24 protein-coding genes are annotated in these 25,672 nt (G+C 68.6%); 13 read left to right on the plus strand and 11 right to left on the minus strand.

The genetic code is table 11. The annotated features are described in order from the left end of the window. Positions 1–193 precede the first annotated feature (193 nt). Positions 194–364, plus strand: a complete 171-nt coding sequence (locus NO889_RS13005; RefSeq protein WP_256412676.1) for an HVO_0758 family zinc finger protein — start codon at positions 194–196, stop codon at positions 362–364. Between the two features lie 54 nt (positions 365–418). Here NO889_RS13005 and NO889_RS13010 read toward each other — a convergent pair whose 3' ends face one another. Further along, complete coding sequence (locus NO889_RS13010; RefSeq protein ID WP_256412677.1) at positions 419–1,525, minus strand: aldo/keto reductase; 1,107 nt, start codon at positions 1,523–1,525, stop codon at positions 419–421. A 170-nt stretch (positions 1,526–1,695) separates the two neighbouring features. Here NO889_RS13010 and dacZ point away from each other — a divergent pair, with 170 nt between their 5' ends. From dacZ to NO889_RS13035, 5 genes are all read left to right on the plus strand, one after another. Next, positions 1,696–2,529 (plus strand): diadenylate cyclase DacZ, encoded by an 834-nt coding sequence (dacZ, locus tag NO889_RS13015; RefSeq protein WP_256412678.1) that lies wholly within the window; start codon positions 1,696–1,698, stop codon positions 2,527–2,529. Next, a complete protein-coding gene (locus tag NO889_RS13020) occupies positions 2,529–3,347 on the plus strand; it encodes a mechanosensitive ion channel domain-containing protein (protein WP_256412679.1) in 819 nt (272 codons plus the stop codon). The genes dacZ and NO889_RS13020 overlap by 1 nt, the downstream gene beginning before the upstream one ends. Positions 3,348–3,380: 33 nt before the next feature. Continuing rightward, entirely contained in the window at positions 3,381–3,638 is a 258-nt protein-coding gene (locus tag NO889_RS13025; RefSeq protein WP_256412680.1) for an N-acetyltransferase, read from the plus strand. Between the two features lie 28 nt (positions 3,639–3,666). Then, positions 3,667–6,129: a DEAD/DEAH box helicase gene (locus NO889_RS13030; protein ID WP_256412681.1), complete on the plus strand. Its 2,463-nt coding sequence runs from the start codon at positions 3,667–3,669 to the stop codon at positions 6,127–6,129. Positions 6,130–6,208: 79 nt separating this feature from the next. After that, complete coding sequence (locus tag NO889_RS13035; protein ID WP_256412682.1) at positions 6,209–7,000, plus strand: SDR family oxidoreductase; 792 nt, start codon at positions 6,209–6,211, stop codon at positions 6,998–7,000. A gap of 23 nt (positions 7,001–7,023) precedes the next feature. Here NO889_RS13035 and NO889_RS13040 read toward each other — a convergent pair whose 3' ends face one another. Next, positions 7,024–7,911 carry a DUF8054 domain-containing protein gene (locus NO889_RS13040; protein WP_256412683.1) on the minus strand — a complete coding sequence of 296 codons (888 nt, stop codon included), beginning with the start codon at positions 7,909–7,911 and terminating at the stop codon, positions 7,024–7,026. Between the two features lie 237 nt (positions 7,912–8,148). Continuing rightward, positions 8,149–8,682 (minus strand): DUF7344 domain-containing protein, encoded by a 534-nt coding sequence (locus NO889_RS13045; protein ID WP_256412684.1) that lies wholly within the window; start codon positions 8,680–8,682, stop codon positions 8,149–8,151. A 502-nt stretch (positions 8,683–9,184) separates the two neighbouring features. Here NO889_RS13045 and NO889_RS13050 point away from each other — a divergent pair. The 3 genes from NO889_RS13050 (at position 9,185) to NO889_RS13060 (ending at position 14,111) form a co-directional block, all read left to right on the plus strand. Further along, a complete protein-coding gene (locus NO889_RS13050) occupies positions 9,185–10,633 on the plus strand; it encodes a SipW-dependent-type signal peptide-containing protein (RefSeq protein ID WP_256412685.1) in 1,449 nt (482 codons plus the stop codon). 87 nt (positions 10,634–10,720) lie between these two features. After that, entirely contained in the window at positions 10,721–12,229 is a 1,509-nt protein-coding gene (locus NO889_RS13055) for a vWA domain-containing protein (protein WP_256412686.1), read from the plus strand. A 118-nt stretch (positions 12,230–12,347) separates the two neighbouring features. Then, positions 12,348–14,111: a vWA domain-containing protein gene (locus NO889_RS13060; RefSeq protein ID WP_256412687.1), complete on the plus strand. Its 1,764-nt coding sequence runs from the start codon at positions 12,348–12,350 to the stop codon at positions 14,109–14,111. 474 nt (positions 14,112–14,585) lie between these two features. On the opposite strand, the gene NO889_RS13065 is transcribed toward NO889_RS13060, so the two are convergent. Together NO889_RS13065 and NO889_RS13070 are read right to left on the minus strand one after the other, a co-directional pair. Further along, positions 14,586–15,158, minus strand: a complete 573-nt coding sequence (locus NO889_RS13065) for a DUF7344 domain-containing protein (protein ID WP_256412688.1) — start codon at positions 15,156–15,158, stop codon at positions 14,586–14,588. 10 nt (positions 15,159–15,168) lie between these two features. Further along, positions 15,169–15,765, minus strand: coding sequence for a DUF7344 domain-containing protein (locus NO889_RS13070; RefSeq protein WP_256412689.1), 597 nt, complete (start codon positions 15,763–15,765; stop codon positions 15,169–15,171). A 385-nt stretch (positions 15,766–16,150) separates the two neighbouring features. Between NO889_RS13070 and NO889_RS13075 the strand changes: the two genes are divergently transcribed. From NO889_RS13075 to dpsA, 3 genes are all read left to right on the plus strand, one after another. Next, positions 16,151–16,786, plus strand: a complete 636-nt coding sequence (locus NO889_RS13075; protein WP_256412690.1) for a DUF7344 domain-containing protein — start codon at positions 16,151–16,153, stop codon at positions 16,784–16,786. A gap of 72 nt (positions 16,787–16,858) precedes the next feature. After that, positions 16,859–18,325, plus strand: a complete 1,467-nt coding sequence (locus tag NO889_RS13080; RefSeq protein WP_256412691.1) for a cryptochrome/photolyase family protein — start codon at positions 16,859–16,861, stop codon at positions 18,323–18,325. 759 nt (positions 18,326–19,084) lie between these two features. Beyond that, on the plus strand, positions 19,085–19,630 hold the full coding sequence (dpsA, locus tag NO889_RS13085; protein WP_256412692.1) for a DNA starvation/stationary phase protection protein DpsA: 546 nt from the start codon (positions 19,085–19,087) through the stop codon (positions 19,628–19,630). Positions 19,631–19,734: 104 nt separating this feature from the next. On the opposite strand, the gene NO889_RS13090 is transcribed toward dpsA, so the two are convergent. The 3 genes from NO889_RS13090 to NO889_RS13100 all read right to left on the minus strand — a co-directional run bounded on the left by NO889_RS13090 (position 19,735) and on the right by NO889_RS13100 (position 20,840). Continuing rightward, positions 19,735–19,989: an amphi-Trp domain-containing protein gene (locus NO889_RS13090; protein WP_256412784.1), complete on the minus strand. Its 255-nt coding sequence runs from the start codon at positions 19,987–19,989 to the stop codon at positions 19,735–19,737. 173 nt (positions 19,990–20,162) lie between these two features. Then, a complete protein-coding gene (locus NO889_RS13095) occupies positions 20,163–20,342 on the minus strand; it encodes a hypothetical protein (RefSeq protein ID WP_256412693.1) in 180 nt (59 codons plus the stop codon). 84 nt (positions 20,343–20,426) lie between these two features. Further along, on the minus strand, positions 20,427–20,840 hold the full coding sequence (locus NO889_RS13100; RefSeq protein ID WP_256412694.1) for a metal-dependent transcriptional regulator: 414 nt from the start codon (positions 20,838–20,840) through the stop codon (positions 20,427–20,429). Positions 20,841–21,068: 228 nt separating this feature from the next. Here NO889_RS13100 and NO889_RS13105 point away from each other — a divergent pair, with 228 nt between their 5' ends. Then, positions 21,069–21,863, plus strand: coding sequence for a class I SAM-dependent methyltransferase (locus NO889_RS13105; protein WP_256412696.1), 795 nt, complete (start codon positions 21,069–21,071; stop codon positions 21,861–21,863). Between the two features lie 22 nt (positions 21,864–21,885). On the opposite strand, the gene NO889_RS13110 is transcribed toward NO889_RS13105, so the two are convergent. From NO889_RS13110 to NO889_RS13120, 3 genes are all read right to left on the minus strand, one after another. Next, positions 21,886–23,091 carry an MFS transporter gene (locus NO889_RS13110; RefSeq protein WP_256412697.1) on the minus strand — a complete coding sequence of 402 codons (1,206 nt, stop codon included), beginning with the start codon at positions 23,089–23,091 and terminating at the stop codon, positions 21,886–21,888. A 127-nt stretch (positions 23,092–23,218) separates the two neighbouring features. Then, a complete protein-coding gene (locus NO889_RS13115; RefSeq protein WP_256412698.1) occupies positions 23,219–24,502 on the minus strand; it encodes an MFS transporter in 1,284 nt (427 codons plus the stop codon). A gap of 238 nt (positions 24,503–24,740) precedes the next feature. Continuing rightward, positions 24,741–25,505, minus strand: coding sequence for an SDR family oxidoreductase (locus tag NO889_RS13120; protein WP_256412699.1), 765 nt, complete (start codon positions 25,503–25,505; stop codon positions 24,741–24,743). Between the last annotated feature and the right edge of the window lie 167 nt (positions 25,506–25,672).

The raw sequence follows: 25,672 nt of genomic DNA on the forward strand, positions 1-25,672 counted from the left end.
AACCGGCCGCTCGCTCCCGATCAGGTCGCCGGTCCGGCCGCGGTTCGCGCGGGATCCGTGACGCGGTTTCGGCCCCGGTCACGCCCGCGAACCGCACCGCGAAGTCGCCGCCGCCGTCGAGACCTCTCGGTCGTCTGACGCCCGTCGTCCGACGTGCGGGGTTTTTATACCCACCGGCGCCGAACGTCGGCACATGAAATCCACGCGCAAGGCGCTACGGGACGGTGACCTGTTCAAGGACACCTACGAGCGGCTCAACTGCGCGGCGTGCGAGAAGGTGCTCAAAAAGCAGAACGACCCCGACGAGGTGTTCTCGGTCCGCATCTGTCCGGAGTGCGGTTCCGAGTTCAAGGAACTCCGGTAGTCGTCGCCGGTCGCCGCGATCGGCCCGCCGGTTTCCGTGCTCCCTTCTCGTCGCCTACTCGAAGACCGCGTCGAACGCCGACGCGCCGAGCGGGTCGAACGTCCCCGCGGCGACGTTCTCTCGCAGGTGATCGGGGTCCGTCGTCCCGACGAGAGCGCAGGTCACGCCCGGCGCGCTTCGCGCGAAGTTGAGCGCGCGCTGGGCCGGCGTGTCGCCCGAGAGCCGCGCGTCGACGCCCGCCGGGATCGACCCGTCCGCCGCCAGGTCTCCCTGTCCGAGGCTCGCGCTCGTGACGACCGAGAGCCCGGCCTCGTGGGCGAACTCGAGCGTCGAGATCGGCTCGCCGTGCGGGTCGTCGGGTGGACGCTGGTTCGCCCGCGTGAAGGCGTCTGCCATGTGGACGGTGAAGGGGAGCTGTATCGCCGCCAACCCGTGGTCGTCGTCGGGACCGACCGCCTCGCCGGCCGCGTTCGCGCGGGCGAGGACCTCGCGCAGCGAGAGGTACCGCTCGGCTTCCTCGGGGACCCGGAACGCGTCCCACGTCGCGACCCCGTACGCCCCGAGATCGCCCGCGAGCCGCCGGCGTTCGAGCGTCTCGAAGGCGGCCTCCAGCGCGTCGTACACCGCCTCCCGCGACCGCGCTTCGAGCTGCGTCTCCGGGTTGTGGACGTAGTAACAGTCGACTGTCTCGAGGCCGAGCCGGTCGAGCGAGCGGTCGAGCGACCACTCCAAGTACCCCGGCGCGAGCGAGTGCGCGCCCGCGAGGTCGGCCGGGTCGACGACCCCCGGATCGACGAACCGCTCCCGGAGGTACGCGGCCGGGTCGTCGGGGCGCTCGCCGTCGAAGGGGAGGAACCCGCCCTTCGTCGCCACCACGACCGCCTCGCGGTCGACGTCGGCGTCTCGGAGCGCCTCGCCGACGATCCGCTCCGATCGCCCGCACCGGTAGTTGGCGGCGGTGTCGACGTGGTTGGTCCCCGACTCGATCCCGAGCCGGAGCGTCTCCCGGAGGGCGTCGTCGACGGCGGGTGTCGGCTCGCCGAGGTACGTCCCCAGCCCGACGCTCGCGGCGACGCCCGGTCCGAACCGCCTGAAGTAGGTCCGCCCGAAGGCGTCGCCGAACGCGTCGCGGTAGCCCCAGAGGGCGTCTCGGGTAGCCATGGCCGCCTCGATCGACGGGCGTGACGCATAAAACGTGCGCGACCGGCCGGTCGACGCCCCCGACGACCATCAACGAAGCGACGTGACATCGAGAACGACGCTTCGAACGTCTGACGCCCGTACGACGCCGTCAAAACGGTTTTACGTCCTCCCGGAGTCGTGACAGGACGATGGCGTCACTCACCGACCACTTGGCCGAGCTCGTCGAGGACGCCGACGCGGTGCTCCTCTTCTCTCCGACCGCCTCGTTTCACGACCGATTCGTCGCCGACGAGACGGGCGATCGGAGCGAGGAGCGGGCGGAGATCGTCGTCGTCGCGCCCGCCAACGACGTCGACGCGGATCCGTTCGTCGAGCTGCCGATCCCCTTCCGCGACGTGCGCGACCGGATCCGCTTCGGGGTCGAGGGGGCGATGGAGGCCGACCTCGTGACCGAGGGCGACGAGGTCGTCTGCGTCGTCTCCGTCTTCGAGGGCGAGTCCGACGCGGTGATACGCGTCACCGTCGACGAGACCGTCCACACCGGCATCTACGACCTCTTCGTCGAGTCCCGTGCCGATCCGAGCGTCATCCGCGACGTCCTCGAGGTCGCCATCGAGCTCGGGAAGAAGGGACAGAAGGGGAAACCCGTCGGCGCGCTGTTCGTCGTCGGCGACGCGGGCAAGGTGATGAACAAGTCCCGGTCGCTCTCGTACAACCCCTTCGAGAAGTCGCACGTCCACGTCGGCGACCCCATCGTGAACGTCATGCTCAAGGAGTTCTCTCGGCTCGACGGCGCGTTCGTTATCTCCGACTCGGGGAAGATCGTCTCGGCGTACCGTTACCTCGAACCCGCCGCCGAGGGGGTCGACATCCCGAAGGGGCTCGGGGCCCGCCACATGGCCGGCGGCGCGATCACTCAGGACACGAACGCGACCGCGATCGTCCTCTCCGAGTCCGACGGCCTCGTCCGGGCGTTCAAGGGCGGACGGCTCGTCTTGGAGATCGATCCGGAGGAGTACTGATGACGTCGGAGGCTCTCACGTTCGCCGTTCCGGCGGCCCCCGCACAGCGCGCCGACGAGCTGTTGGCCGCGGTCCCCGACCGGGTGTGGCTCGCGCTGTTCGTGCTCGCGATCGGGCTCACGCTGGCGTTCCTCGTCGGCGTGATCAACCGCCGGCTGTTGATCCGGGCGGGCGTCCCGGAGGCGATAGAGGGAACGACCTTCGAGCGCACCGCCCGCGAGTTCGACACCTCGACGGTCCGGATCGTGGCGAAGCTGTCGACGTACTTCGTCGTCGCCGTCACCGTCCTCGTCGCGCTCACGGTCGCGGAGGTGCGCTACGTCGACCTCTTCTGGTCGGACGTGGCCGCGTTCGTCCCGCGGCTGTTCGTCGCCGTCCTCGTACTGATCGTCGGGGTCGTCCTCGGCGACAAGGCCGAACTGCTCGTCTCCGAGCGGCTCCGGGGGGTCAAGCTCCCGGAAGTGGGGGTGCTCCCGACCCTCGTGAAGTACAGCGTCGTCTACGTCGCCGCGCTGATCGCGCTCGGGCAGGTCGGCGTCCAGACGATCGCGCTCGTCGTGTTGCTCGCGGCGTACTCGTTCGCCGTCGTCCTGTTGACCGCGCTGGCGACGAAGGACCTCCTCGCGGCGGGCGCGGCCGGCGTCTTCCTGCTCCTCCGACAGCCGTACGGGATCGGCGACGAGGTGCGCGTCGCCGGCCAACGCGGGATCGTCCAGGAGGTCGACCTCTTCGTGACCCACGTCGAGACCGACGACGGCGAGCACGTCCTCCCGAACCACGCGGTCTTCCGCGACGGGATCGTGTTGATCCGGGAGTGAGTCCCTTCTTTCGCGGAGCGTCGAGGAGAACGTATGAGCGCCGACGCCGCGGCCGGCGGCCGCGAGGCGCTCGACCTGTCCGTGACGGTCGACAACAAGGCCGCCCGGCACGTGTATCACGCGCACGGTTTCGAGACCGTCGAGCGCGACGGCGACATCCACATGGCGCTCTCGCTCGCGGACCCGATCGCGACCGAGGTCGCTGGCCGCCGGTCGTCCGCGACGGACCGACCGACCCTCCGAGCGACGGCGCCCGGCACGACACTCCGCTTCCCCGACCACAACGGTTAGGCCCGCCCGTCCCCTCCCGTCGGTAACCGTGGGGGACGCCATCGAGTGGCTGCGGAGTCGGCCCTACTACGATGGACAGATCGCCGAGCACCGCCGGCTACCCGCCCGCGAGCCCGAGTACCGGGACGTCGGCCTCGAGCCGCGGCTCGCGGACGCGCTCGCGGACCGGGGCGTCGACCGGCTCTATCGCCACCAGGCCGAGGCGATCGAGGCCGTCCGCGACGGCGACGACGTCGTCCTCGCGACCGAGACCGCGAGCGGGAAGTCGCTCGCGTACGCCGTCCCCGCCTTCGAGGCCGCAATGGAGGGCGGGGGGCGGACACTGTACGTCGGCCCGCAGAACGCGCTGATCGCCGACCAGGAGGAGTCCCTCTCGGATCTCGCGCGCGGGCTCGGCTTCGGTAGCCGGGTCTCCGTCGCGTCGTACACCGGGCGGCTCTCGCGGGCGGAAAAACGGGACGTGCGCGACGCTCGGCCGACCGTCCTCCTGTCGAACCCCGACATGCTCCACTACGCGCTGCTCCCGTACGCGGGTCGGCTCTGGGAGTGGTTCTTCTCGTCGCTCGAACACGTCGTGATCGACGAGGTCCACAGCTACCGCGGCGTCTTCGGGACGGGGGTCGCGCTCGCGATGCGCCGGCTCGCGCGCACCTGCGAGCGGTTCGGGGCGGACCCGACGTTCGTCTGCTGTTCGGCGACGATCGGCAACCCCGTCGAACACGCCGCGACGGTCACGGGCCGCGACCCGGACGGGATCGCGCTCGTCGACGAGGACGCCTCCGGCCGGGGGCCGCGCGACTGGGTGTTGTGGAACCCGCCGGAGTACGACGACGACTGGGCGGAGCGCGGAAGCGGTCGCCGCAAGTCGAGCCACACGGAGAGCAAGCGGCTGTTCGTCGACCTCGTCGCCAGCGGCCGGCAGACGCTGGCGTTCACCCGCGCCCGACAGACCGCGGAGCAGTACGCGACCGACAGCGCGAGCGACCTCCGCGAGCGCGGCGAACGCGACCTCGCGGCGAGGGTCGGCGCGTACCAGGCTACCCTGACGGACGACCGCCGCCGCGAGATCGAGGCCGACCTCCACGCCGGCGACCTCCGGGGCGTCTGGTCGACGAACGCGCTCGAGCTCGGCGTGGACGTGGGCGGGCTCGACGCCGTGGTCCTCGACGGCTACCCCGGAACCCGGATGTCCGCCCACCAGCGGGCCGGTCGCGCCGGACGGGGCTCGGACCCCGCGCTCGTCGTGATGGTCGGCGGCGAGGACCAGCTTGACCAGTACCTGATGACCCACCCCGAGGACTTCTTTCGGGCCCCGCCGGAGGACGCGATCTGCGACCCCGAGAACGACCGGCTCCTCCCCAGACACGTGGCGTGTGCCGCCGACGAAAGCTGGCTCGCGCCGGCCGACGAGGCGCACTTCGGCGGGTCGTTTCCTGGGGTGGTCGCCGACCTCACGGCGGCGGGGACGCTGGCCCGCCGCGAGATCGCGGACGGGATGCGCTGGACGTACGCGGGCTCGGAGAGCCCCCAGCACGCGATGAGCCTCCGGACCGCCGAGGAGCGAGAGGTCGAACTGGTCGACGCCGCCGACGGCGACTCGATCGCCACGCTCGGCTTCGCCGACGCGCTCCGGGACGCCCATCCGGGAGCGATATATCACCAGCAGGGACGCACCTACGAGGTCGTCGACCTCGATCTCGACCGGAACGTCGCGGAGCTTCGGTCGTCGTGGGCGGACTACTACACCCAACCGCTCACCGAGAAGTCGCTCGCCGTCGAGGAGGACCTCGCGGAGCGCACGCTGTCCGCGCGCTCCGACGTGCCGGTCCGCTTCGCCGACGTGACCGTCACCGAGCGGGTCACCGGGTTCGTCCGCAAGGACGCGGCGACCGGCGAGTCGCTCGGCGAGTCCGCGCTCGACCTGCCCGAGACGACGCTCCGGACGCGAGCGCTGTACTTCCCGGTTCCCGATGATCTGGAGTCGGAGATGCGGACGATCGGGGCGGCCGGCGGACGCGACGGGGGGACCGACGGTGAGAGCGACGACGCGGCGCCGAGCGCCGACGGCGACGCCGACGCGGCCCCCGGCGGCGAGCACGCGTTCAACGGCGGGATCCACGCGGCCGAACACGGGATCATCTCGCTGTTCCCGTTCCACCTGCTGTGTGACCGCGGCGACGTCGGCGGGATATCGACCCCGTACCACCCTCACACCGAGGCGCCGGCGGTGTTCGTCTACGACGGCTATCCCGGCGGCGTCGGGCTCACCCGCCGCGGACACGCCCGGATCGAGGAGCTGATGGAGCGGACCGCCCGGCTGATCGACGGCTGTGACTGTGCGGACGGCTGTCCCTCCTGCGTCCAGTCGCCACACTGCGGAAACGCCAACGAGCCGCTCGCGAAGGCCCCGGCGGTTCGCTTACTGGAGTCGCTGACGGGTGCGAGGGAGGTCGACGAGGCGGACGCGAGCGAGACCGAACCGGCGGAGTGAGGCGCGGAGCGGTCGCCGGTCGCTTCGATCCGTCTCGGCGACGCACGCTTTTGTGCCTCCGGGTGGAGGTGGACACACCATGGACCTGGACCTCGACGGCGACGCGGCGCTGGTGACGGCATCGAGCAGCGGTCTGGGGAGGGCCTCGGCGAAGGCGCTCGCCCGCGAGGGGACGGACGTGCTCGTCAACGGCCGCGATCCCGAGCGGCTGGAGCGGGCGGTGAGGGAGATCGAGTCGGTCGCGACGGGCGACGTCGTCGGCGAAACGGCCGACATCACCGAGCGGGAGGAGGTCGAGGGACTCGTCTCGCGGGCCGTCGACGAGTTCGGTCGCCTCGACCACCTCGTCACGAGCGCGGGCGGGCCGCCGCCGTTTCGACCCCTGGAGGCCGACGACGAGGAGTGGTACCGCACGTACGACCTGCTGGTGATGAGCGTCGTCCGGACGGTCCGGGCGGCGACCCCGCATCTCCGCGCGGACGGCGGCGGCACGATCGTGAACATCGCCTCCAGAACGGTGAAGGAGGCCGCGCCGAGCAACGTCCTCTCGACTTCCGTCCGCATGGGTGTCGTCGGCCTCGAGAAGACGCTCTCGACGGAGCTGGCACCGGACGTGCGGGCGAACGCCGTCCTCCCTGGATCACACGAGACGCCGCGGATCGAGGAGCTGATCGAGTACGCCGTCGAGCGCGGCGAACTCGAGAGCTACGAGGCCGGCGTCGAGGCGCGGACCGGGGACGTTCCGCTCGGTCGCCTAGGCGATCCGACGGAACTCGGCGACCTCGTGGCGTACCTCTCCTCACCCCGGTCGGGCTTCGTCAACGGTCAGGCCGTGACGATCGACGGCGGTGCGGGTTCCTCGACGCTGTAGGACCGATCGGCGGTGCGTGTCGATCACGCCTCGGCGGCGGCGCGTTCGAGCGCCGCGGGGTCGACGTCGGCCTCGAAGAGCCGCGCGCCGCAGGCCTCACACGTCGCCGCGAGCACGTCGTACGTCCGGCAGCAGGACTCTACGACCGTCGTATCGAGCGTCACCGCTCCGTCACACGTCGGACACGTCTCCACGAACAGCCGGAGGCTCCCGAGCAGTTCGCTCCGCCGGGCGGTCGAGAGTTCCTCCCAGCCGTCCCACCGGTCGTCGATCACCGCCGCGGCGGCGAGGTCGGCGAGGAACGCCTGTCGGGACTCCCAGCGACCCGCGGGCTCGTCCTCGATGGACGCGACGTAGGCGTGGCCGTGGTCCGTCAGGGCGACCGACGCCGCGTCGAGATCCGTCTCCGCGTCGAACTCCAGGAACCCCGCCAGCGCGGCCTCGTCCTCGTTGGCGTCGGCGAGCCTCCGAGCCTCCCGCCGCCACGCGTCGTGGAACCGCTCCTCGAGGACGAAGTCGTCGATCGTGGGGTCCTCGAGGAGGACGCCGGCCTCGACGAGGGCGGTCGCGGGGTCGAACGGTCCCGCGCCCGCCGAATCGTCGACGCCATCCGCGGGCGTCCCGTTCGCGACGCCGCCCCGCTCCGGGCCCTTGTCGAACCAGGCGAGCACGCGGTCGGGGAGGTAGCGCTTCGTCAGCGTCGGCGTTCCGGGAACGAGGTAGCCGCGGACCCCGATCGTCGCGACCGCGACGGCGAGGACGGCGACCGCCCAGCCGACCGAGACGGTCGCGACGGCGAGCGCGAGGCCCGCGGCGATGACGAGGTTCACGATCGTACACGGGAGACAGCGGTTCGATCCGGTGTAACGCGGGTCCCGAAGCCAGGCCGGAAGGCGAGATAACGCGTCCATGTCCGGAGGGAGGCGACGACGGAACATAGGTATGACACCCCTACCGACGCGGATCCGTCCATCTACGATCTCGCAGGTCGTCCTCGAACGGTTCCCGAGGGGCTCTCGGAGACCGACGCCGTCAGCGAGGTTCGTCGATCGGATCGCGACTAATCAGTGATTGATCGCCGATCGATCGGAGATTCACGACGATCTGGCCGGATTCGAGCGCGGAAAAATCGCGGTCGCGGAAGCGACTCACCCGAAGAGCGCGTTGAGGTACACCCACCGGTCGGTCCACAGCTGGTAGCCGAGCGAGACCGCGAACGCGGCCAGGAAGACGCTGACCCAGAGCACGGGGTCGAGCGCCGAGATCACCGGGACGCCGATCAGCGCGGCGAGGACGACGAAAAGCGAGAGCGTGCCGAGCAGGCTGTAGTACTCGCTCCAGGTGATCCCGTACGGCGTGACGACCTCCATGTACACGTCGACGGAGCGGGCGTCCTCGGCGAGCCGGATCGTCTTCCGATCCGACTCGTACTCGACGATCCCGCGTCTGTCGAGCTTCGGCAGGTGCGTCTGGTGGAGCGAGTTGTAGACGCTGTTGCGGACGTTCTTCGGCGGGGGTGACTCGCCGGTCTCGTGTTCGGCGATGGTCTCCGCGAGCTCCCGAAGGGTGGTCGTTCCGACGGTCTCCTGGAGATGCTTGATCGTTCGACACCTGCGTTCGTTGCGCAGCAGGTCGTGGATCTCCGTTTCGGGGAGCCCCCCGTATCGATCGGTTATCGCCATGTGTCGTGATCCGACCCGTGTCTGAGTCGGGTCACCGATACACACACGACCCCCCCACGTAAGTACGCGTTACCTACGGCGAGCCGCCCCCCGGCAGGGTCACCATGATAAACGACTGGCAACGCACGTCGGGTTAGCTCGGGGCCATGCGGCCACGGTCCCGATCTACCCCTCCCGTCGTCCGGTCCACGACCGGGACGTAACCATCCGTTAGGAGCGCACATTGCGAGCAGTGCGTGCGTACTCGGAACGGATCTTCGAGGGGATTCCGTCGCCGTCGGCGATCGTTGCCGATCGATCTCGATCCCTCGATCCGGCCGAACCGGTCGGTCGGATCGGTGGCTCAAACGGGCGCTTTACTCTGAGAAACGACACGTTGATGGCCAGAATACGACGTTTCAGGGTCCAACGGCGGCGTTTCATCAGAAATGGTGTGATTGGCTAAGGGGGTGGGTGTCGTGGCCATCTACCACGCCCGGCGAGCGAGTCGGGGTCGATCCACATGCCAGACGAGAAACTCGAACTGTCACGGCGGAACGCACTGATCGGGCTCGGAACCGTGGGGGCCGCCTCCGCGGGAGCCGGGCTTGGAACGAGCGCGTACTTCAGCGACGAGGAGAGCTTCGAGGACAACACGCTGGAAGCCGGCGAGCTCGACCTGTTCGTCGACTACTGGACGGACGCGAACTCGGAGGCGATCGACGGGGGGACGACCGGAAGCGACCAGAACGACGGCGACGTATCGATGGAGTACGTCCTCAACGACCTCAAGCCCGGCGACTCGGGCAAGCTGGTGTTCTGTCCGAAGATCGTCGACAACCCGACCTGGCTGTGGGCGGGGAGTAGCGGCTTCACCCAGTACGAGAACGGCCTGACCGAGCCCGAGGAGGACGTCGACGACACGGGCGGCGACCGCGGCGCGGGCAACGGCGAACTCGCGGACAACGTCCACGTGACGGTCGCGTACTGTGAGCCGACGGAGGACGAACCCGAAGGCCCGGACGACTTCGACACGGTTCGCGAACTCGACAACCCCGAGGACTACACGCTCGCTGACCTCCTCGTCGAACTCCAGACCGGATATCTGTTGGACGGGTTGGTGGAGGACGACGACGAGTGGGTGCCGACGGACGACGGCGCGTATCCGGCCAGTCCCGACTCGGACACCCAGACGGGACCGTGTCTCTGTATCGACTGGAACGTGCCGACCGCCGTCGGCAACGTGATCCAGTCCGACTCGGTCGAGTTCGACATCGGGTTCACGGCCCAACAGTCCCGGCACAACGGCGACCCGGACAGCCCGTTCGTCGATGCGGTCCTGACGAGCGATGCGACCGGCGGAATTCGGGCGACCGACAGCTGGATCACGGCGTCCGTCAGCGCGGGTCCGACCACCGTCGTCAGGATCGATCTGGACGGTGACGTCTACGGCGGCGGCGATTCAGGCGAGGGCGAGTGGCCCAGCAACGAGGACGTCTACTTCATGGAGGCGAACATCGACGTCGACAACGACGGGATCGACGAGGCGGCCAACGACGACGACTTCCGGGTCGGATACGCCGCGGAGAACTCCGGCGCGAGGGCCGGAGCGATCTCGAACAGCTCCTCGGGAGCCAGCGGCGACGGCGGGTACATCCGCCGAAACACCGGGGGTTCGAGTAGCGGTGATTCGGCGGCCCGAACCGACGTGGCCGAAGAGGACGTCCCCGGCTTCTCCGCCTACGAGAGCAGCGATCAGCTGTCGTACACGTTGGTGATCGACTGGTCCGCCGTCGCCGGCGACGGCGATTCGCCCACGGCCGATCTGTCGAGCGCACCTACGGAGATCCAGATCAACGAGGTCTTCGGCGGTGACGGGGGCGAGGGCGTCGGCGCCACGCCGAACAGCTCCAACGACGGTCGCGGTGACGTTGATACCACCACCGACGGCTCGGGAACGCTTCAGATCTAAGACGGCACAGCCGCGGAACCACCAACCCACACGGTGTACGGCGGTTCGACTCCGCCGGTGGGTTTCCCCCTCGGGGGGTGAACGCAAATGAGCGACAACAACGGATTCAAGATATCGCGGCGGAAGGCGCTCGCCGGGCTCGGCGGCATCGGCGTCGCGAGCGCGGGCGCCGGACTCGGCACGAGCGCCTACTTCAGCGACGAGGAATCGTTCGAGGGCAACTCGCTCACGGCGGGCGAGCTCGACCTCAAACTGGACTACAAGGCGACGTACGCCGGCGGTCCGGGGCGACTAGACGAGATCGACGGCTGGTACAGCGACGACGGCCCCGGCGAGCCGTTCGACGTCGAGGAGATCGAGGACGGGACCTACCTGATCGGCGAGGTGCCGAACGAGACGGACGACATGTGGGCGGATGAAGTCCAGGACACCGACCTCTGCGCGCCGGATCTGGGTCTCGTCAACGGCGACGAGATCCCGGTCTTCGTCCTCGACGACGTCAAGCCCGGCGACTCCGGCGAGGTCACCGTCAGCCTCCACGTCTGTGACAACGACGCGTGGATGTACATGAACGGGGCGCTGACGGCGAACGACGAGAACACCGTCACGGAGCCGGAGGCGGACTCGGGTGAGGAGGACAACGACGAGACCAGCGATCCGATCGACGGCGAGGGCGAGCTCGCGGACGCGATCGAGACCACGCTCTGGTACGACGAGAACTGTAACAACGTGCTCGACGGGGGCGAGGACGACACCACCTCGGTCCCTTCGTGTGTCCAACTCGTCCTCGACACGTCAGGATCGATCGGCGGTGACATCGACACGGTTGAGGACGCGGCTAACGACCTCGCGAACGACATCCTCGACGCCAACGACGACAACGCGGTGGGTGCGACGACGTTCGCCGACGACGCCGACGTGGTGAACAGCGTCACCGAAGACTGGTCGGACCTCAGCGATTTGCCCGCGACCGGTTCGACGGGCATGAGCGACGGGATCTCCGAGGCTGGAGACGACCTCGAGGACTGTCCCGATGACCACGACCGCATCATGGTCATCTTCACCGACGGCGCTCCCGACAGCCAGTCGGCGGCCGAGGATGCTGCGGACGCACTCCCCGGCGACATCGAACTCTACGCGATCGGCGTTGCGGGGGCGAACAAGGAGTTCCTGGAGGACCTCACCGGCGATGAGGACAACGTCTTCGTCGTCGCCGACGACACGACCGCGGAGGAGGCTATCGAGCAGGTGTTCGCCCAGGTCGGGCAGACGATCACCGGCGGCGAGGAGGTCATCGAGGAAGGCTCCCTCGCCGACGTGATGGACGCCCTCGAGGACGGGATCGCCCTCGACGGGAATCGCTCCAGTGAGGACCGCGAGCCCTTCGCGGGCGCGATGACCCACTGTCTCGGCTTCGAGTGGGAGGTTCCCACGGACGTCGGCAACGAGATCCAGACCGACTCGGTCGCGTTCGACCTCGGGTTCTACGCGCTCCAGAGCCGGCACAACGACGACCCGCCGGCGGAGCCGTTCAACGGGACCTACCAGGACGACAACGGGCTCCCGTCCAACGGGACCGCGAACGCGTCCGACTGAACCGTCCACGAGAGTTCGGGTCTCCGGGTCCGCCGGAGCCCGAAACCCGGCCACGACCCACACGGTGTACGGCGGTTCGACTCCGCCGGTGGGTTTCCCCCGAGGGGGATGAGGACACATGAGCAACCACGACACATTCGAACTCTCGCGGCGGAAGGCGCTCGCGAGCCTCGGCGCGGTCGGCATCGCGAGCGCGGGAGCCGGGCTGGGAACGAGCGCCTACTTCAGCGACGAGGAATCGTTCGAGGGCAACGCGCTGACCGCGGGAGAGCTGGACCTGAAGGTCGACTGGGAGGAACACTACTGGGACGACTTCGACGTCGGCGTCGACGTCGATCACGTCGATAGCGCCGAGGAGGTCGGCGACGACCAGGTCGGGCTTCCCGATCCGGAGAACCCGATGATCGCCGTGAGCGAGGAGGACCTGGAGACGTTCATGGACGGGACCGCGATCGAGGCGTTCCCCGACCCGAACGACGACGGGGTCCAGGAGATGAGCCTCGAGGAGCAGGAGTTCTCCTACCAGCCGTGCGAGCACGGCGCGGACATGGCCGAACACCTCGATCCGACGAACGGTTACCGTAGCGACACCGACGACACGATGGGTTCCGACGGGACTCCGCTCCCGCTCGTCAACCTCGACGACGTCAAACCGGGGGACTTCGGCGAACTCACCCTGAGTCTTCACCTCTGTGACAATCCGGGGTACGTCTGGCTCCAGGCGGCGGACGTGAACGAGAGCGGCGGGGCGAATCCGGAACCCGAACGGGAGGCGGAAGGCGACGACGAAAACGACCCCGACCTGGCGGAGAACGTCCGGACCGCCTGGTGGTACGACCCGAACGGCAACAACGTCATCGACACGTCGATCGGCGAGGTCGACGTGATGATCGCGGTCGACACGTCGGGGTCGCTCGGTCAGAGCGAGGTTGACGACCTGACCAGCGAGGCGAACGACCTCGCGAACGACCTCGACGCGACCGGGAACGCCCGAGTCGGCGGACTCTCGTTCGGGAACGGCGCGGTCGACGACTTCACCGCGCTGGCCGACGGGCCCGTCCAGTTCTCCGGGCTCTCCGCGGGCGGAAACACGCCGATGCCCGCGGCGCTCGACGTCGCGGCCGAGGAGCTGTCCGTCAACGGGCGATCGAACGCGGAGACGTTCATCGTGATGTTCACCGACGGCGGGCCGAACTACCCGAACGCCGGGTACGACGAGTTCCCGATCGACGGCGGGTACACCCCTGGCGATTACACCGAAGGCGATCCGAGCAACGCCGTCGTCGAGGACGCGGAACTCTGTGAGACCGCAGCGGTCGCGGACGCGGTCCGGGCCGATCACCGGATCCTGGCGGTCGGCATCAACGACGCCGGGTCGATCACCGGCAACTCGGACGCGAACGTCTGTGCGGACGGACCCGCCGTGGCGACGCTCAAAGCGTACCTCCGGGACCACATCGCGGGCGACGACGCCGACTACTACAGCGCCGCCGCCGTCGACGACATCGGGACGATCCGCAACGACATCCTCGAGAACGTCGCGATGACCGAGGAGGTGTTCCATCGAGGAACGCTCGCTGACGACCTCGAGGCCCTGGCCGACGGAAACGGGATCCCCCTCGACGGAGATCGCTCGACCGAGTTCGACGAACTCGCCGACGATCCGGACGACGAGAACCGCGAGTGTTTCGATCCGGGCGTCACGAGTTTCGTCGGGTTCGCGTGGTGGCTCCCCCGTGAGGTCGGCAACGAGGTTCAGGGTGATACCGTGAGCTTCGATCTGGGATTCTACGCCGAACAGTGTCGGCACAACGACGGGAGCGGCCAGACGATGAACGGGTCCGAGTCGAACACCGATTCCGGAACTACGGGGGCACCGTAACACAACCGCGGATCACACGGACGTGTACATTCGAGGACCGACGTCGAACGCAAGCCGATCGCCGTCAACGGTGAACTCATCCATTGACGACGTGAATACCGACGGGCCGGCTCTCGATCGATCCGCGGGGCCAGCCCTCGATCGATCCGCGGAACGGATTCGCTCGGACGCGGTGGGACACGGCCCGTCCGCGAGACCGGTACGGTCCGTCTCGACTGACCCGCGGAACGGCGGTAACGTCGGAAATAAAACCGAGCGATGAAATCGAACGACCAACCGGACGATCCGCGGCGTCCCAGGATCGGTCGTATTCGCCTCGATAGCGGCCGAACCGGCGGCTATCGCCTCCTGACGAAACGGAACGTGCTCCGGCTTTTGGTTCTGCTTTTGATCCTGATCCCGGTCGTCGATTACCTTCTGAACCTGTGAGTTCCGGAGTCGGACGCTCGAGCCGGTTTCCTCCGGCGAGCGCGATCACTCCTCGTCGAGGCCGGCACCCAGGCGGTTCCGGTTCGTCTCCCGGACGCAAGCCGCGGACGAAGTCAGGAACGCGAGGATGATGAACCCCAGGAGGGCGGCCACGGGAAGCGAGCCGAACGGCGGGACCCCGAGTGCCTTCAACCCGAGGAGGGCGGCGCCGACGAGCGAGAGGCCGAGGAAATAGTAGCTCCAGGGGATACGGCTCTCGGGGACGGGTTCAAGGTAGAACTCCACGCGGCGGGCCCTGCTCGTGAGATCGACGCGGCCCGTTTCGGGGTCGTAGCGGATCACGTCGCGCTCCTCCAGCATGGGGAGGTGCGTCTGCGTCAGTCCGGAGTAGACGCGCTTTCGCTGCCTCGCGGTGAGTTCGTCGGAGGAGACGCCGTTCTCGCGTGCGGCCACGTACTCGACGAGGTCGTCGAACGCGACCGGACGATCGGCGTGCGCCTTCAAGAACCGGAGCACGTGTCGTCGTCGCTCGTTGCGGAGGATCTCGAAGACCGTTTCGCGGGGGATCGTCTCCTCCGCGACCGCGGCTCGAACCGTTTCTTCGAGCGGTGAACGCATCGCCGATCACTCAGGTCCGCCCGGAGGGGCGTCGGTGAAGAGCGTTTCGGCGGGTTCGGTACGTGTGAACGCTCGACGAGACGAGAAACGCCGCGACGATGATTTCCGCGGTCGATAAGGAGACGACGCCGAAGGTCGTTCCGACGAACACGGCTCCGAGAAAGAGCAGGACCGCGACGAGCGAGAGGCCGAGGTAGTACCGCGCCCAAGGGATCTCGTTTTCGGGGACGTAATCGAGGTAGAGCTGGACATCGGCCATGCCGTCGGTCGGCCGGAGCTCTCCGCGCCGACCGTCGTACTCGATCACGCCGGTCTCGTCGAGCTTCGGGAGGTGCGTCTGCCGAAGCGCCGTGTACACCCGCTTCCGTTCGGCGTACTCGACGTCGCCGACCCGCTTGTCGTTCTCCCAGGCGGCGATCGTCTCGACCATGTCACCGAGATGGAACTGCTCCTCCGAACGCTCTCTGAGGTACCGGAGCACGTACCGCCGCCGCTCGTTACAGAGGACGTCGAAGATCTCGTCGTGAGTCGGGCCCTCCGATCCGGCCGAACCGGCGTCTGAGGGGGCCATCTCGTCGGTCGTCGTGAGCTCGGTGTGTCCCCCCATCAGGACGGGGACTACAGAAGGGGAGCACAAAAATTTAATTAATTTCACATTATCTGGGGAACAAATCGAGAGACCGAACGCCGATCGACCCGTTCTCCTCGCCTAACTATAAGAAAAAAGAAGTATAGAAACTGTTAATGTGTGACGAGGTATCTAACAGTGTGACGATACCACGGCGGCCGCGAGCGCTCGCGCTCGGCCGCCGGGTCACGGAGGCAGAAACTCCTCGAAGGGGGCTGCCGTCCCCGGAAACAACTACCTCGCGCGGAAGCAGTCGCCGTTCGCGAGCGATCGGTCGTACAGTTCTCGGAGGCCGTGTAGCCTTCGAACTGCGACCGACCCGGTCCGATCGGAACCGACGGACGAACAGGAGACGAGACCCAAAATGGATCAGATATCATCGGAACGAGACGACGTACTGGACGGCGATCCAGGCGAGCCGGCGGATCCCGTGGCGGCCGAGAACGACGTTGTGGCGGACGACCGGGATGCAGCGGACGACGGAGGAGGTGAGTCGGATCACATTCCGACGGACGAGGTGTTCGCGCTGTTGAGCAATGGACGGCGCAGGCACGTGCTTCGGTTCCTCCGACGAAACGGCGGGGAGATCAAGCTCCGCGAACTGGCGACGGTCATCGCCGCCGAGGAGAACGGGGTCGAGCCGGTCGAGGTGACCTACACACAACGGAAGCGGCTCTACACGTCGCTGTACCAGTCACACCTGCCGCGGATGGAACGCAGCGGCGTGATCGAGTACGATCGGAACTCGGGACTGGTGACGCTCGCCGCGGCGGCGGGCGACTTCGACGCGTACCTGGAGGTCGTCGGCGAGAACGAGTTCACCTGGTCGGAGTTCTACCTGGGATTGACGGGGCTCTTCGCCGTGGTCACCCTCGCGTACGCCACCGGAACGCCCCCCTTCGCCACGCTCGGTCCGGCCGCCGTGATGACCGCGATGACGGTCCTGCTTCTCGTCGCCGCGGTCGCACACGTCCGGTACACCCGTGGTCGGCAACTCTGAGCGGCGGAAGACGACACGGGTTCGACGGTGACGCGACGGTGGTTTCACGGTCCCGGCCGCCGTGGGATCGCCATGGACCTGTTCTGGCACCGACGGGACCTCCGGATCGCCGACAACGTCGGACTCGCCGCCGCGGCCGACCGTGGCGCGGTCGCGCCCGTCTTCGTCTTCGATCCGGACGTGCTCTCGCACGCGAGCGACGTCCGCGTGCGACGCTTGCTCGACGGGCTAACCGCGCTTCGCGACGCCTACCGCGACCGCGGAAGCGACCTGCTCGTCGCCCGCGGCGACCCGACCACGGTCCTCCCGGCGGTCGCCGACGACCTCGACGCCGAGCGCGTGGTCTGGAACCGGGACTACTCGGGGCTGGCCCGCGAGCGCGACGCGGCGGTACGACGCGCGCTCGCGGAGGACGGGATCGCCCGCGACGCCCACCACGACAGGGTGTTACACGAACCCGACGCGATCCGGACGAACGCGGGCGACCCCTACTCCGTCTACTCCTACTACCGGAAGAAGTGGCGGGATCGCGAGAAGGACGCGCCGGCACCGACGCCCGAGAGGACGGATCTGGTCGACGAGGGAGAACTCGTGGAGGGAGCCGTCGGCGACGGAGACGACGTAAGCGTCGCCGTCGGCGACCTCCCGACGCCCGCCGACCTGGGGTTCGCGGAGCCCGACGCCGCGGTCGGCCCCGCCGGGACCGAGGCGGCTCGAGGGCGGCTCTCGGCGTTCCTCGCGGACGACGTGTTCACCTACGCGGACGACCGCGACTACCCCGCTCACGAGGGAACCTCCCGGCTCTCGACGTTCCTGAAGTACGGCGAGATCGGTATCCGGGAGGTGTACGCCGCCACGGAGGAGGCGATGGCGACCGCGGCGGACCGTCCCGAGGAGGACGCCGAGGAGGGCGTAGCGGAGTTCCAGGCGCAGCTCGCGTGGGGGGAGTTCTACGCGCAGGTGCTGTTTCACAACCCCTCGGTGGTAACGGAGAACTACAAGCAGTACGAGGCGGCGATCGGCTGGCGCGACGACCCCGAAGAGATCGCCGCGTGGAAGCGCGGCGAGACGGGGTATCCGATCGTCGACGCGGGGATGCGCCAGCTCCGCGAGGAGGCGTACATGCACAACCGCGTTCGCATGATCGTCGCCTCCTTCCTGACGAAGGACCTGCTGGCCGACTGGCGGCACGGCTACGACCACTTCCGTGAGACGCTGGCCGACCACGACACCGCCAACGACAACGGCGGGTGGCAGTGGGCGGCCTCGACCGGGACCGACGCCCAGCCGTACTTCCGGATCTTCAACCCGATGACGCAGGGCGAACGCTACGACCCCGACGCCGAGTACGTCTCCGAACACGTCCCGGAACTCCGGGGGCTCGACCCCGAGGTCGTCCACGGCTGGCACGAGCTCTCCCCGACCCAGCGCGCGAACGCCGCGCCCGACTACCCGGACCCGATCGTCGACCACTCCGCGCGCCGCGAGGAGGCGCTCGCGATGTACGAGCGCGCCCGCGGCGAGGACCCGAACGAGTAGAACCGGCGAAACGCCGGCGAACGGGATCGGAGACCCCGTTGAGAGCCTTCGGAGGATACGTTCGTCACCCCCTGCGATCAGTACAGGCGACGGAGTGAGCTCGCCCGAGCGGTCGGCGCGCCCGGAAGCGGGCCGGAGGCCCGCGACCGGCCCGCGAGGGACGCCGCGAGCGCTGAAAGCGCGAGCGGCGAGGCTGGGGAGGCGTGAGGTGCGGGTGCGTTCCCGCGAGTGGAACGAGCGGGAGCATGGAAGTCGCAGCCCGCGCAGCGAACGAAGTGAGCGCAGGACCGTCTTCCGGTGGTGCGGTCGGGTGGAACTCAACGGGGCAGTCGCGAGGACGAAGCTCGGCGACGTAAGCACTGGAAGGAACGAACGGAGTGAGTGACTGAAGCGCGCAACGAGTCGCGCGAGTCCTCGCGACTGGGGCTTTGGAGGCGTTCTCCGCAGTCGGTTGTTTCACCGCGTACAGCCGAGCGACTCGGGCTTTGGAGATGTTCATCATCCCAATACCGATCCCGTTCTCATCACCCCGATCTCTACTGAAACACCCGTCCAATAAGCACTCGAATTCTACCGGCAAATTCGGGGATCCGTCGACGAAACGGTCTCCGGTGAACGGTTCCATTTCAGTTGTCAACATTTCGGACGGGCGACCGATTTCACCGTGGTGAACTCGACGAACCCCGAGTTTTAGGTCGTACGAAAAGTGTTTACATGTTGATAAGATATAAGTAGGTGCGGGTCGTATATCGAGTCGTTATGAGCACGCAGAAGGAAACGCGACAGCGCGCGGGCACCGTCGAGGAGAACGCCCTCAGATTCGAGACCGAGAAGGCCGAGCAGATAATCGAGGCGTTGAACTCCGATCTCGCGGACGCGTACGTACTCTACCACCAGCTTCACAAGCACCACTGGAACGTCGAGGGCGCGGAGTTCCTCGACGTCCACGTCTTCTTACAGGAGGTGTACGAGGACGTCGAGGCGGCCGCCGACGAACTGGCCGAGCGGCTCCAGGCCCTCGGCGGCGTCCCGCACGCCAGCATGACGACGCTCGCGGAGAACGCCACCGTGGAGCCGGAGGACGAGGACGTCTACGACGTTCGCACCTCCCTCGCCAACGACCTCGAGATGATGGGCGACATGATCGAGAGTTACCGGCAGCACATCGAACTCGCCGACGGGCTCGGCGACTACGCCACGGGCGAGATACTCCGCGAACAGTTGGAGACCATCGAGGAACACGCCCACCACATCGAACACTATCTCGAGGACGACACCCTCGTCACCGACTCCGCGACGCACTAACACGACCGTCGGCTCCGGGACCGGAACCGCTCATCGAACGTTCGAACCGGACCGAACCCCTCGATCCGGACCGATACGCTCGGACCGAACCGGACCGGAAACTCTCACCTGACGTCCGGGGCGACGTCGTCGGTTCGGCCGGGCAGCTCCACTTCTATCTCCAAGCTCGGCTCGCCGGTTCCCTCGAAGTCGATCTCGAGTTCGACGGGTTCGCCGAACGCGAAGGGCAACTCCCACTCGTCGGTCGCGAGCCGAAGCTCGTCGCCGTCTTGGAGCTTCTCGCCCAACTCGACCAGGAACGCCCCCGCCTCGCTCGCGTCGAGCCGGTACTCGCGCTCGAAGTTCCGACCCGAACGGATGAGCGTCGGATCCGACGCCGTCTCCGAGGACGGATCGTCTCCCTCGTCGAGGTCCGATTCGGACGAGCCGCCGGGTTCGCTCGCGGAGGGGTCGTCGACCGCGGGCGAGTCGTCGGTCGCGGACGAGTCGTCGCCGTCGAGGGCGTCGACTTCGGAGGCGTCGTCGTGATCGGTCATCGGGGTACGTCGACGGGGTCATCCATCGCGATCCACCCGTCCGTGTTGTCGGATTCGATGAAGACCGAGCGCCCAGGACATCCCTCACAGACGGTCACCTCGGGCTTCCGGGCCGATTCGGGCTCACGATCGGATCCGTGGCGGGGCTCGCTGTGGGACCGCGCTCCTGTTGGCATCGACTCTCTTTAGGTATACCTAAAACAAAAATGATCCGGTCGCGGGCGGCGCTCCCCGTCGTCTCGAACGAGGGCCCGCTCGGTTCACTCCCGCGACGACGGGAGGGTCGGCACGTTGGAGGGAACGTTCGCGTCGCGGTCGCCGCCGTCGACGAGGAGGGTGACGAGCCGGTCGGCGACGTCGGGACTCAACAGGCCGGCCATCTCCATGGCCTCGCGCTCGTGTGCGTCGAGGTCGAGGACGTCCCGGAAGAACCACGAGAGCGCGACGTACGTCTCGTGGAGATCGCTCGCGTGCTCGCGGCCGGCGTCGGTCAGCGTCGCGCCTCGATACGGCTCGCGATCGACGAGGCCGTCCGCCTCGAGTCGCTGGAGCATCTCCGTCGCCGCGGCCGGGGAGCGGTCGACCAGCTCCGCGACGCGTCCGGGGGACACCGGCGGCGACGACCGATGCTCCGCGATGTACAACGCGAGGAGGTACCGCGCGGTCCGCGTCACGGCCGCCCGCCCCCTCGCGAGCGCCGGATCGGGCGATCCGCGTCGATCGCGAGCGGCGTCGGATCCCTCGGCACACGATTTAGGGCAACCTAAACACACAAAACGGTTCCGGTTTTTAGGCCTGCCAAAACCGATCGGTCCCGTCTCGCGACTCGAGGTCGTCGTCGCTCGTACCGCGGTACCGAGCCTCAACGGGGGTTTTTGCCGGGTCGCGTCGTGTCACCCGCCATGGGCGACGCCGACCCCGGTTCGGATCCCGACGCCGACGTCCCGCCCGCCGACACCTCATCGGCCGACTCCCCGGCCGCTCCCGACGCCTTCGGCCGGGCGATCCGGGACCACCACCGCGGCGAGCGGACCGAACCCCTCCTCCACTCGGACGGCGCGGAGACCGTCGAACACCCCATCGAGTCGTTCTACTTCACGCCGTTCGACCCCGCGGTGGGGACGAACGCGTGGCTCGAGTCCCACCTCCAGGGGCCGCTGCTCGACGTCGGGGCCGGAACCGGCCGGCACGCGCTCTACTTCCAGGAGCGGTTCGAGACCGTCGCGATCGAGCCGAGTCCGGCGCTCGTGGAGACGATGCGCGAACGCGGCGTCGCGGACGCCCGCGAGGGGAGCATGTTCGGTCTCGGGGACGACTTCGAGCGCGACCGGTTCGGCTCCGCGCTGTTGAATGGGACCCACATCGGGCTCGTCGGGTCGATGCGGGGACTCTCCGCGTTCCTCGCCGACCTCGCGTTCGTCGTCCGGCCCGACGGGACCGCCGTCGTCGACTGTTACGACCCGGACCACCCGGCCACGAGCGAGCTGATCGGGTATCGGGAGGACCCAACGCCCGGCCTCGCTCACCGCGTGATGTTCTTCGAGTACGAGGACGAGTGCGACCCCGTCCTCCAGCTCCGGTTGTTCACCCCCGGCCGGTTGCGGGAGGCCGCCGTCGGGACCGGCTGGAAGGTCGTCGACGTCGTCCGCGGCGAGGACGGCTACCACTACCGCGCGGCGCTCGCCAAACGACGGTAGTCGGGCCGCCCCCCTTGAATCCCTAGTAGTCGACGTACGCGAGCGCGAACGCCACGACGACGGCGCTCACTGCCGCGATGCCGAGGAAGCCCTCGTCGAAGTAGCCGCGGTCGGCGACCGCCCCGAAGGCGACGGGGCTCAACGCCCCGACCATGATGTACACCGTGCGCAGCGCGCCGAGCTTGCTCCCCCGCGAGCCGTCCGGGAGCCGGTCGGTCAGGTTGGAGATGACGACCGTCTCGTAGCCGAGGATGGCGCTCGCGAGCACCGTGAGCGCGACGAACGACGGGAGCCCGCTCGCGAACGGAAGCGCGGCGAGCGTCAGGGCGGTTATCCCCATCATGACCGCCAGGGGAGACCGGACGCCGACGCGGTCGTACGCCCGCCCCGCGACCGGCTTGATCAGGCTCCCGAGCGCGAAGAAGAAGCCGAACAGGACGGTCGCGGTCGTCGAGGAGAACCCCTTCACGTCGATCAGGTACGTCGGGTAGAAGCCGATGAACGCCTGGACGACCGTCGCCCACAACACGAGCAGGACCATCGAGTGACGGACGACCGGCCGCCGGAACAGCGGCGCGAGGTCGTCGACCGAGAACGCCTCGCGGACCGGGACGGTGTCGGAGGCGTCGGACGGGACCGTGAACCACAGTGCGACCGCCGCGACGACGAAGAAGGGGATCACGACGCCGAAGCCGTACTGCCAGGCGACCGCGCCCGCGAGCGCGCCCGCCGCCGGCGGCATCACCGCGTTTCCCACGTCGCCCGCGGCCATCGTCACCCCGGTCGCCGTGCCGAGCCGGTCCGGGTAGATGTCCTTGAGGACGGTGAAGCGGGAGACCCCGTACGTCGCCGTCCCGAGCCCGAACAGCGCGGTCCCGACGAACAGCACCGGCGGCGACTCGGCGACCACGACGAGCGCGAGCATCGCGGCCGCGAGAAGCGAGCTGGCGACGAGCAGCGTCCGCTCGCCCGCCCAGTCGGCGAGCATCCCGCCGGGGAGTTGGCCGACCCCGTAGGCGACCCACAGCACGGTCAACAGCAGTCCCGCCGTCGTGAGCGTGAGACCGTACGCCGACCGGATCGAGGGGAGGAGCGCCGGGTAGATCATCCGGGTGCTGATCGAGAGGAACCAGCCGAACGCGACCGCCGCGAGCGCCTTCCCGCGGTCGTCGCCCTGGAGGTCCGCGATCACCCGTCTCGGTACGGAAACGTAGCGTGCGAGGGACACCACTACCCGATACACCGCGGTTCGGGGTTTCAATCTTCCACTCCCTGAAAGGATCGCCGGGGATCGTGGCCGACCGTCCATCGACGACCCGCGGAATCGGACCGATCCCGCACTGTCGACCGACCGCTCACCACGTCGTCAGCGCGGCCCGGCCGTGGTCGCGGGCCAGGAGCGCGAGGAACGCGAGGACGCCCGTGATCGCGAACGCGCCGCCGACGAGGAACACCGAGGCCATGCTCACCTCGACCATCAGCCACCCGGCGACCAGCGGCCCCGCGACCGAGCCGGGCCGCCAGACGAGTTCACGGATGCCGAAGCTCGAGGCGACGCCGCCCTCGTCGGTCCCCTCGTCCGCGAAGAGCGCCATGCTCGCGGGCTCGCGGAAGGAGTCGGTCACGCCGAGCAGCCCCGAGAAGGCGACGAGCGGGAGGTACGCCGGCGGGAGCGGGCCGAGGAACGGGAGCGTCACGTCGGCCCCGAGAGCGGTCCCGACCGCGGGCGCGAGGGGAATACACACCGCGACCAGCCCGTAGGCTCCGCCGCCGGCGAAGACGAAGAGCGACCGGCCGTAGCCGTCGGAGAGCCTGCCGGTGAACAGCTGGCCGACCATGTTCGTCGCCTTCTCCATCGTGACGGTGACCGCGACCGCGGTCGCGCCGACGGCGAGGCCGCCGGAGGCCATCGCGGTCCCGGCGTAGATCGGCACCCACGTCCGGACCATCGTCACGGCGAAGGCGTACTGCGCGCGGAACGCCGTGATCGAGACGATCTTCCGGTTGAGCGCCAGGTCGGCGAACGGAAATCCCTCGGCGCGCGTCGGGTCGGGGTCGAGGACGCCCCAGACGACGACCCACGCGAGGACGATCAACACGGTGATGACGGTGAAGATGGGGCCGAAGCCGACGGCGTCGTAGATCACGCCCGCCGACAGCGACCCGACGATGGAGGCCGAAAACGAGGCCGCGTTCGCCTTGCCGATCTTGTCGGCGCGGGTTCCCGTCTCGGCGATCTGACCGACGAGCGAGAGCGTCATCAGCGACGCGCCGGTCACCGCGACCCCCTGGAGCCCGCGGATCAGGACGAACGACGCGGAGGAGTCGACGACCGGGAACAGCGCGTATACGGCCGCGCCGACCGCGAGGACGACGAGGAGCACGCGCCGCTTGTCGAACCGGTCGCCAGCCCACGCGAGCGGCACCACCGCGACCGTCTGCGCCAGCGTGAAGCCGGTGGTGTACATCCCGATGACGAACCCCGCCGAGACGGTCACGCCGAGCACGGTCGTCGCCTGCGGGTCCAGCGTGTTGATGTACGTCGGGAGAAGCGTCAGCAGCGTGATGAAGCCGAACCCTTCCGCGAACCGCGTGAGGTAGAGCGCCCAGAACTGTGACCGGCTGTCGGCGTTGCTCACACCGGTACGCCGCTTACGGCTTCAAAAGGGGTTACGATCCGGGCGGGACGTGCCGAGACTTTTGTCTGCGGCGTCCCTCGGGTCGGACATGGGCGACCCAGCCTGCGACCGCCGGTTCTGTCCGGAGTGCGACCTCGCGGTCTCGCGCGAGGACGACGCCTGTCCCGACTGTGGCGCGCCGATCGACGCCGACGCCGCCTGATCGACGCCGCTCGGGGAGCGGGCCGCGGTCGCCGGATCAGAACGTGTCGGTGAACTTGTCGCGCCGGAAGAGGTCGATCTCCTGGGCCGTCGACCCCGGTCGCGTCGCCGCGAACGCGACCGCCTCGGCGACCTCCTCGGGTTCGGTGACGCTGCCGGGCTCGAACCGCTCCTCGAACGGCTCGCCCTCCTCGCTGCCGAACTCGGTGCGGACCTCCGAGGGGTTGATCACGGAGACGGCCACGTCGTCGTCGCCGACCTGCGCGGCGACGCTGTGGGCGAACCCGCGCACCCACCACTTGCTCGCGGCGTACACCGGGTTGAACGGGCGCGGGAACTTCCCGGCGAAGCTGCCGACGACGACGAGCGTCCCCGCGGACTCCCGCAGGTGCGGGAGGGCCTCGCGGGTGAGAAAGAAGGTCCCGTCGACGTTGGTCTCCTGCATCGCGAAGTACTCCGCGTCGGTCATCGTCTCCACGTCGCCGCCACGGCCCAGCCCCGCGTTGGCGACGACCACGTCGAGCCCGCCGAGCCGGTCGACGGTCGTCTCGACCGCCGCCGTCGAGGTCTCCGGCTCGCGAACGTCGCCGTCGACGACGGTCGCCTCGACGCCGTACTCCGTTTCGACCGACTCGGCGATCGTCTCGAGCCGCTCGCGTCGCCGCGCCAAAAGCGCGAGGTCCGCGCCGCGGGCGGCGAGCGCGTGGGCGGTCGCCTCGCCGATCCCGGCGCTCGCGCCCGTGATCAGTGCCGTGGCGTCAGTCAGCGTCGCGTCGTCCAGTCCTGTGTCGTGTTCCGTCATGAGTACGCGTCTCGGATCGGGCGGTGGAAACATAACCGTGGGTGTGGCCGCCGCGGGTCGCACCCGTCGGGCGTCGTGGGGCGAGCGCGGCGAGCCTCGTCGCGCCCGCGGTCGCGGGGACGCTTGCGTGCGCCGCCATATTCAAACCGCCACCCGCCGACGTGTCG

It is taken from the genome of Halorubrum rubrum (assembly GCF_024494685.1).
Taxonomy (GTDB): Archaea; Halobacteriota; Halobacteria; order Halobacteriales; family Haloferacaceae; genus Halorubrum; species Halorubrum rubrum.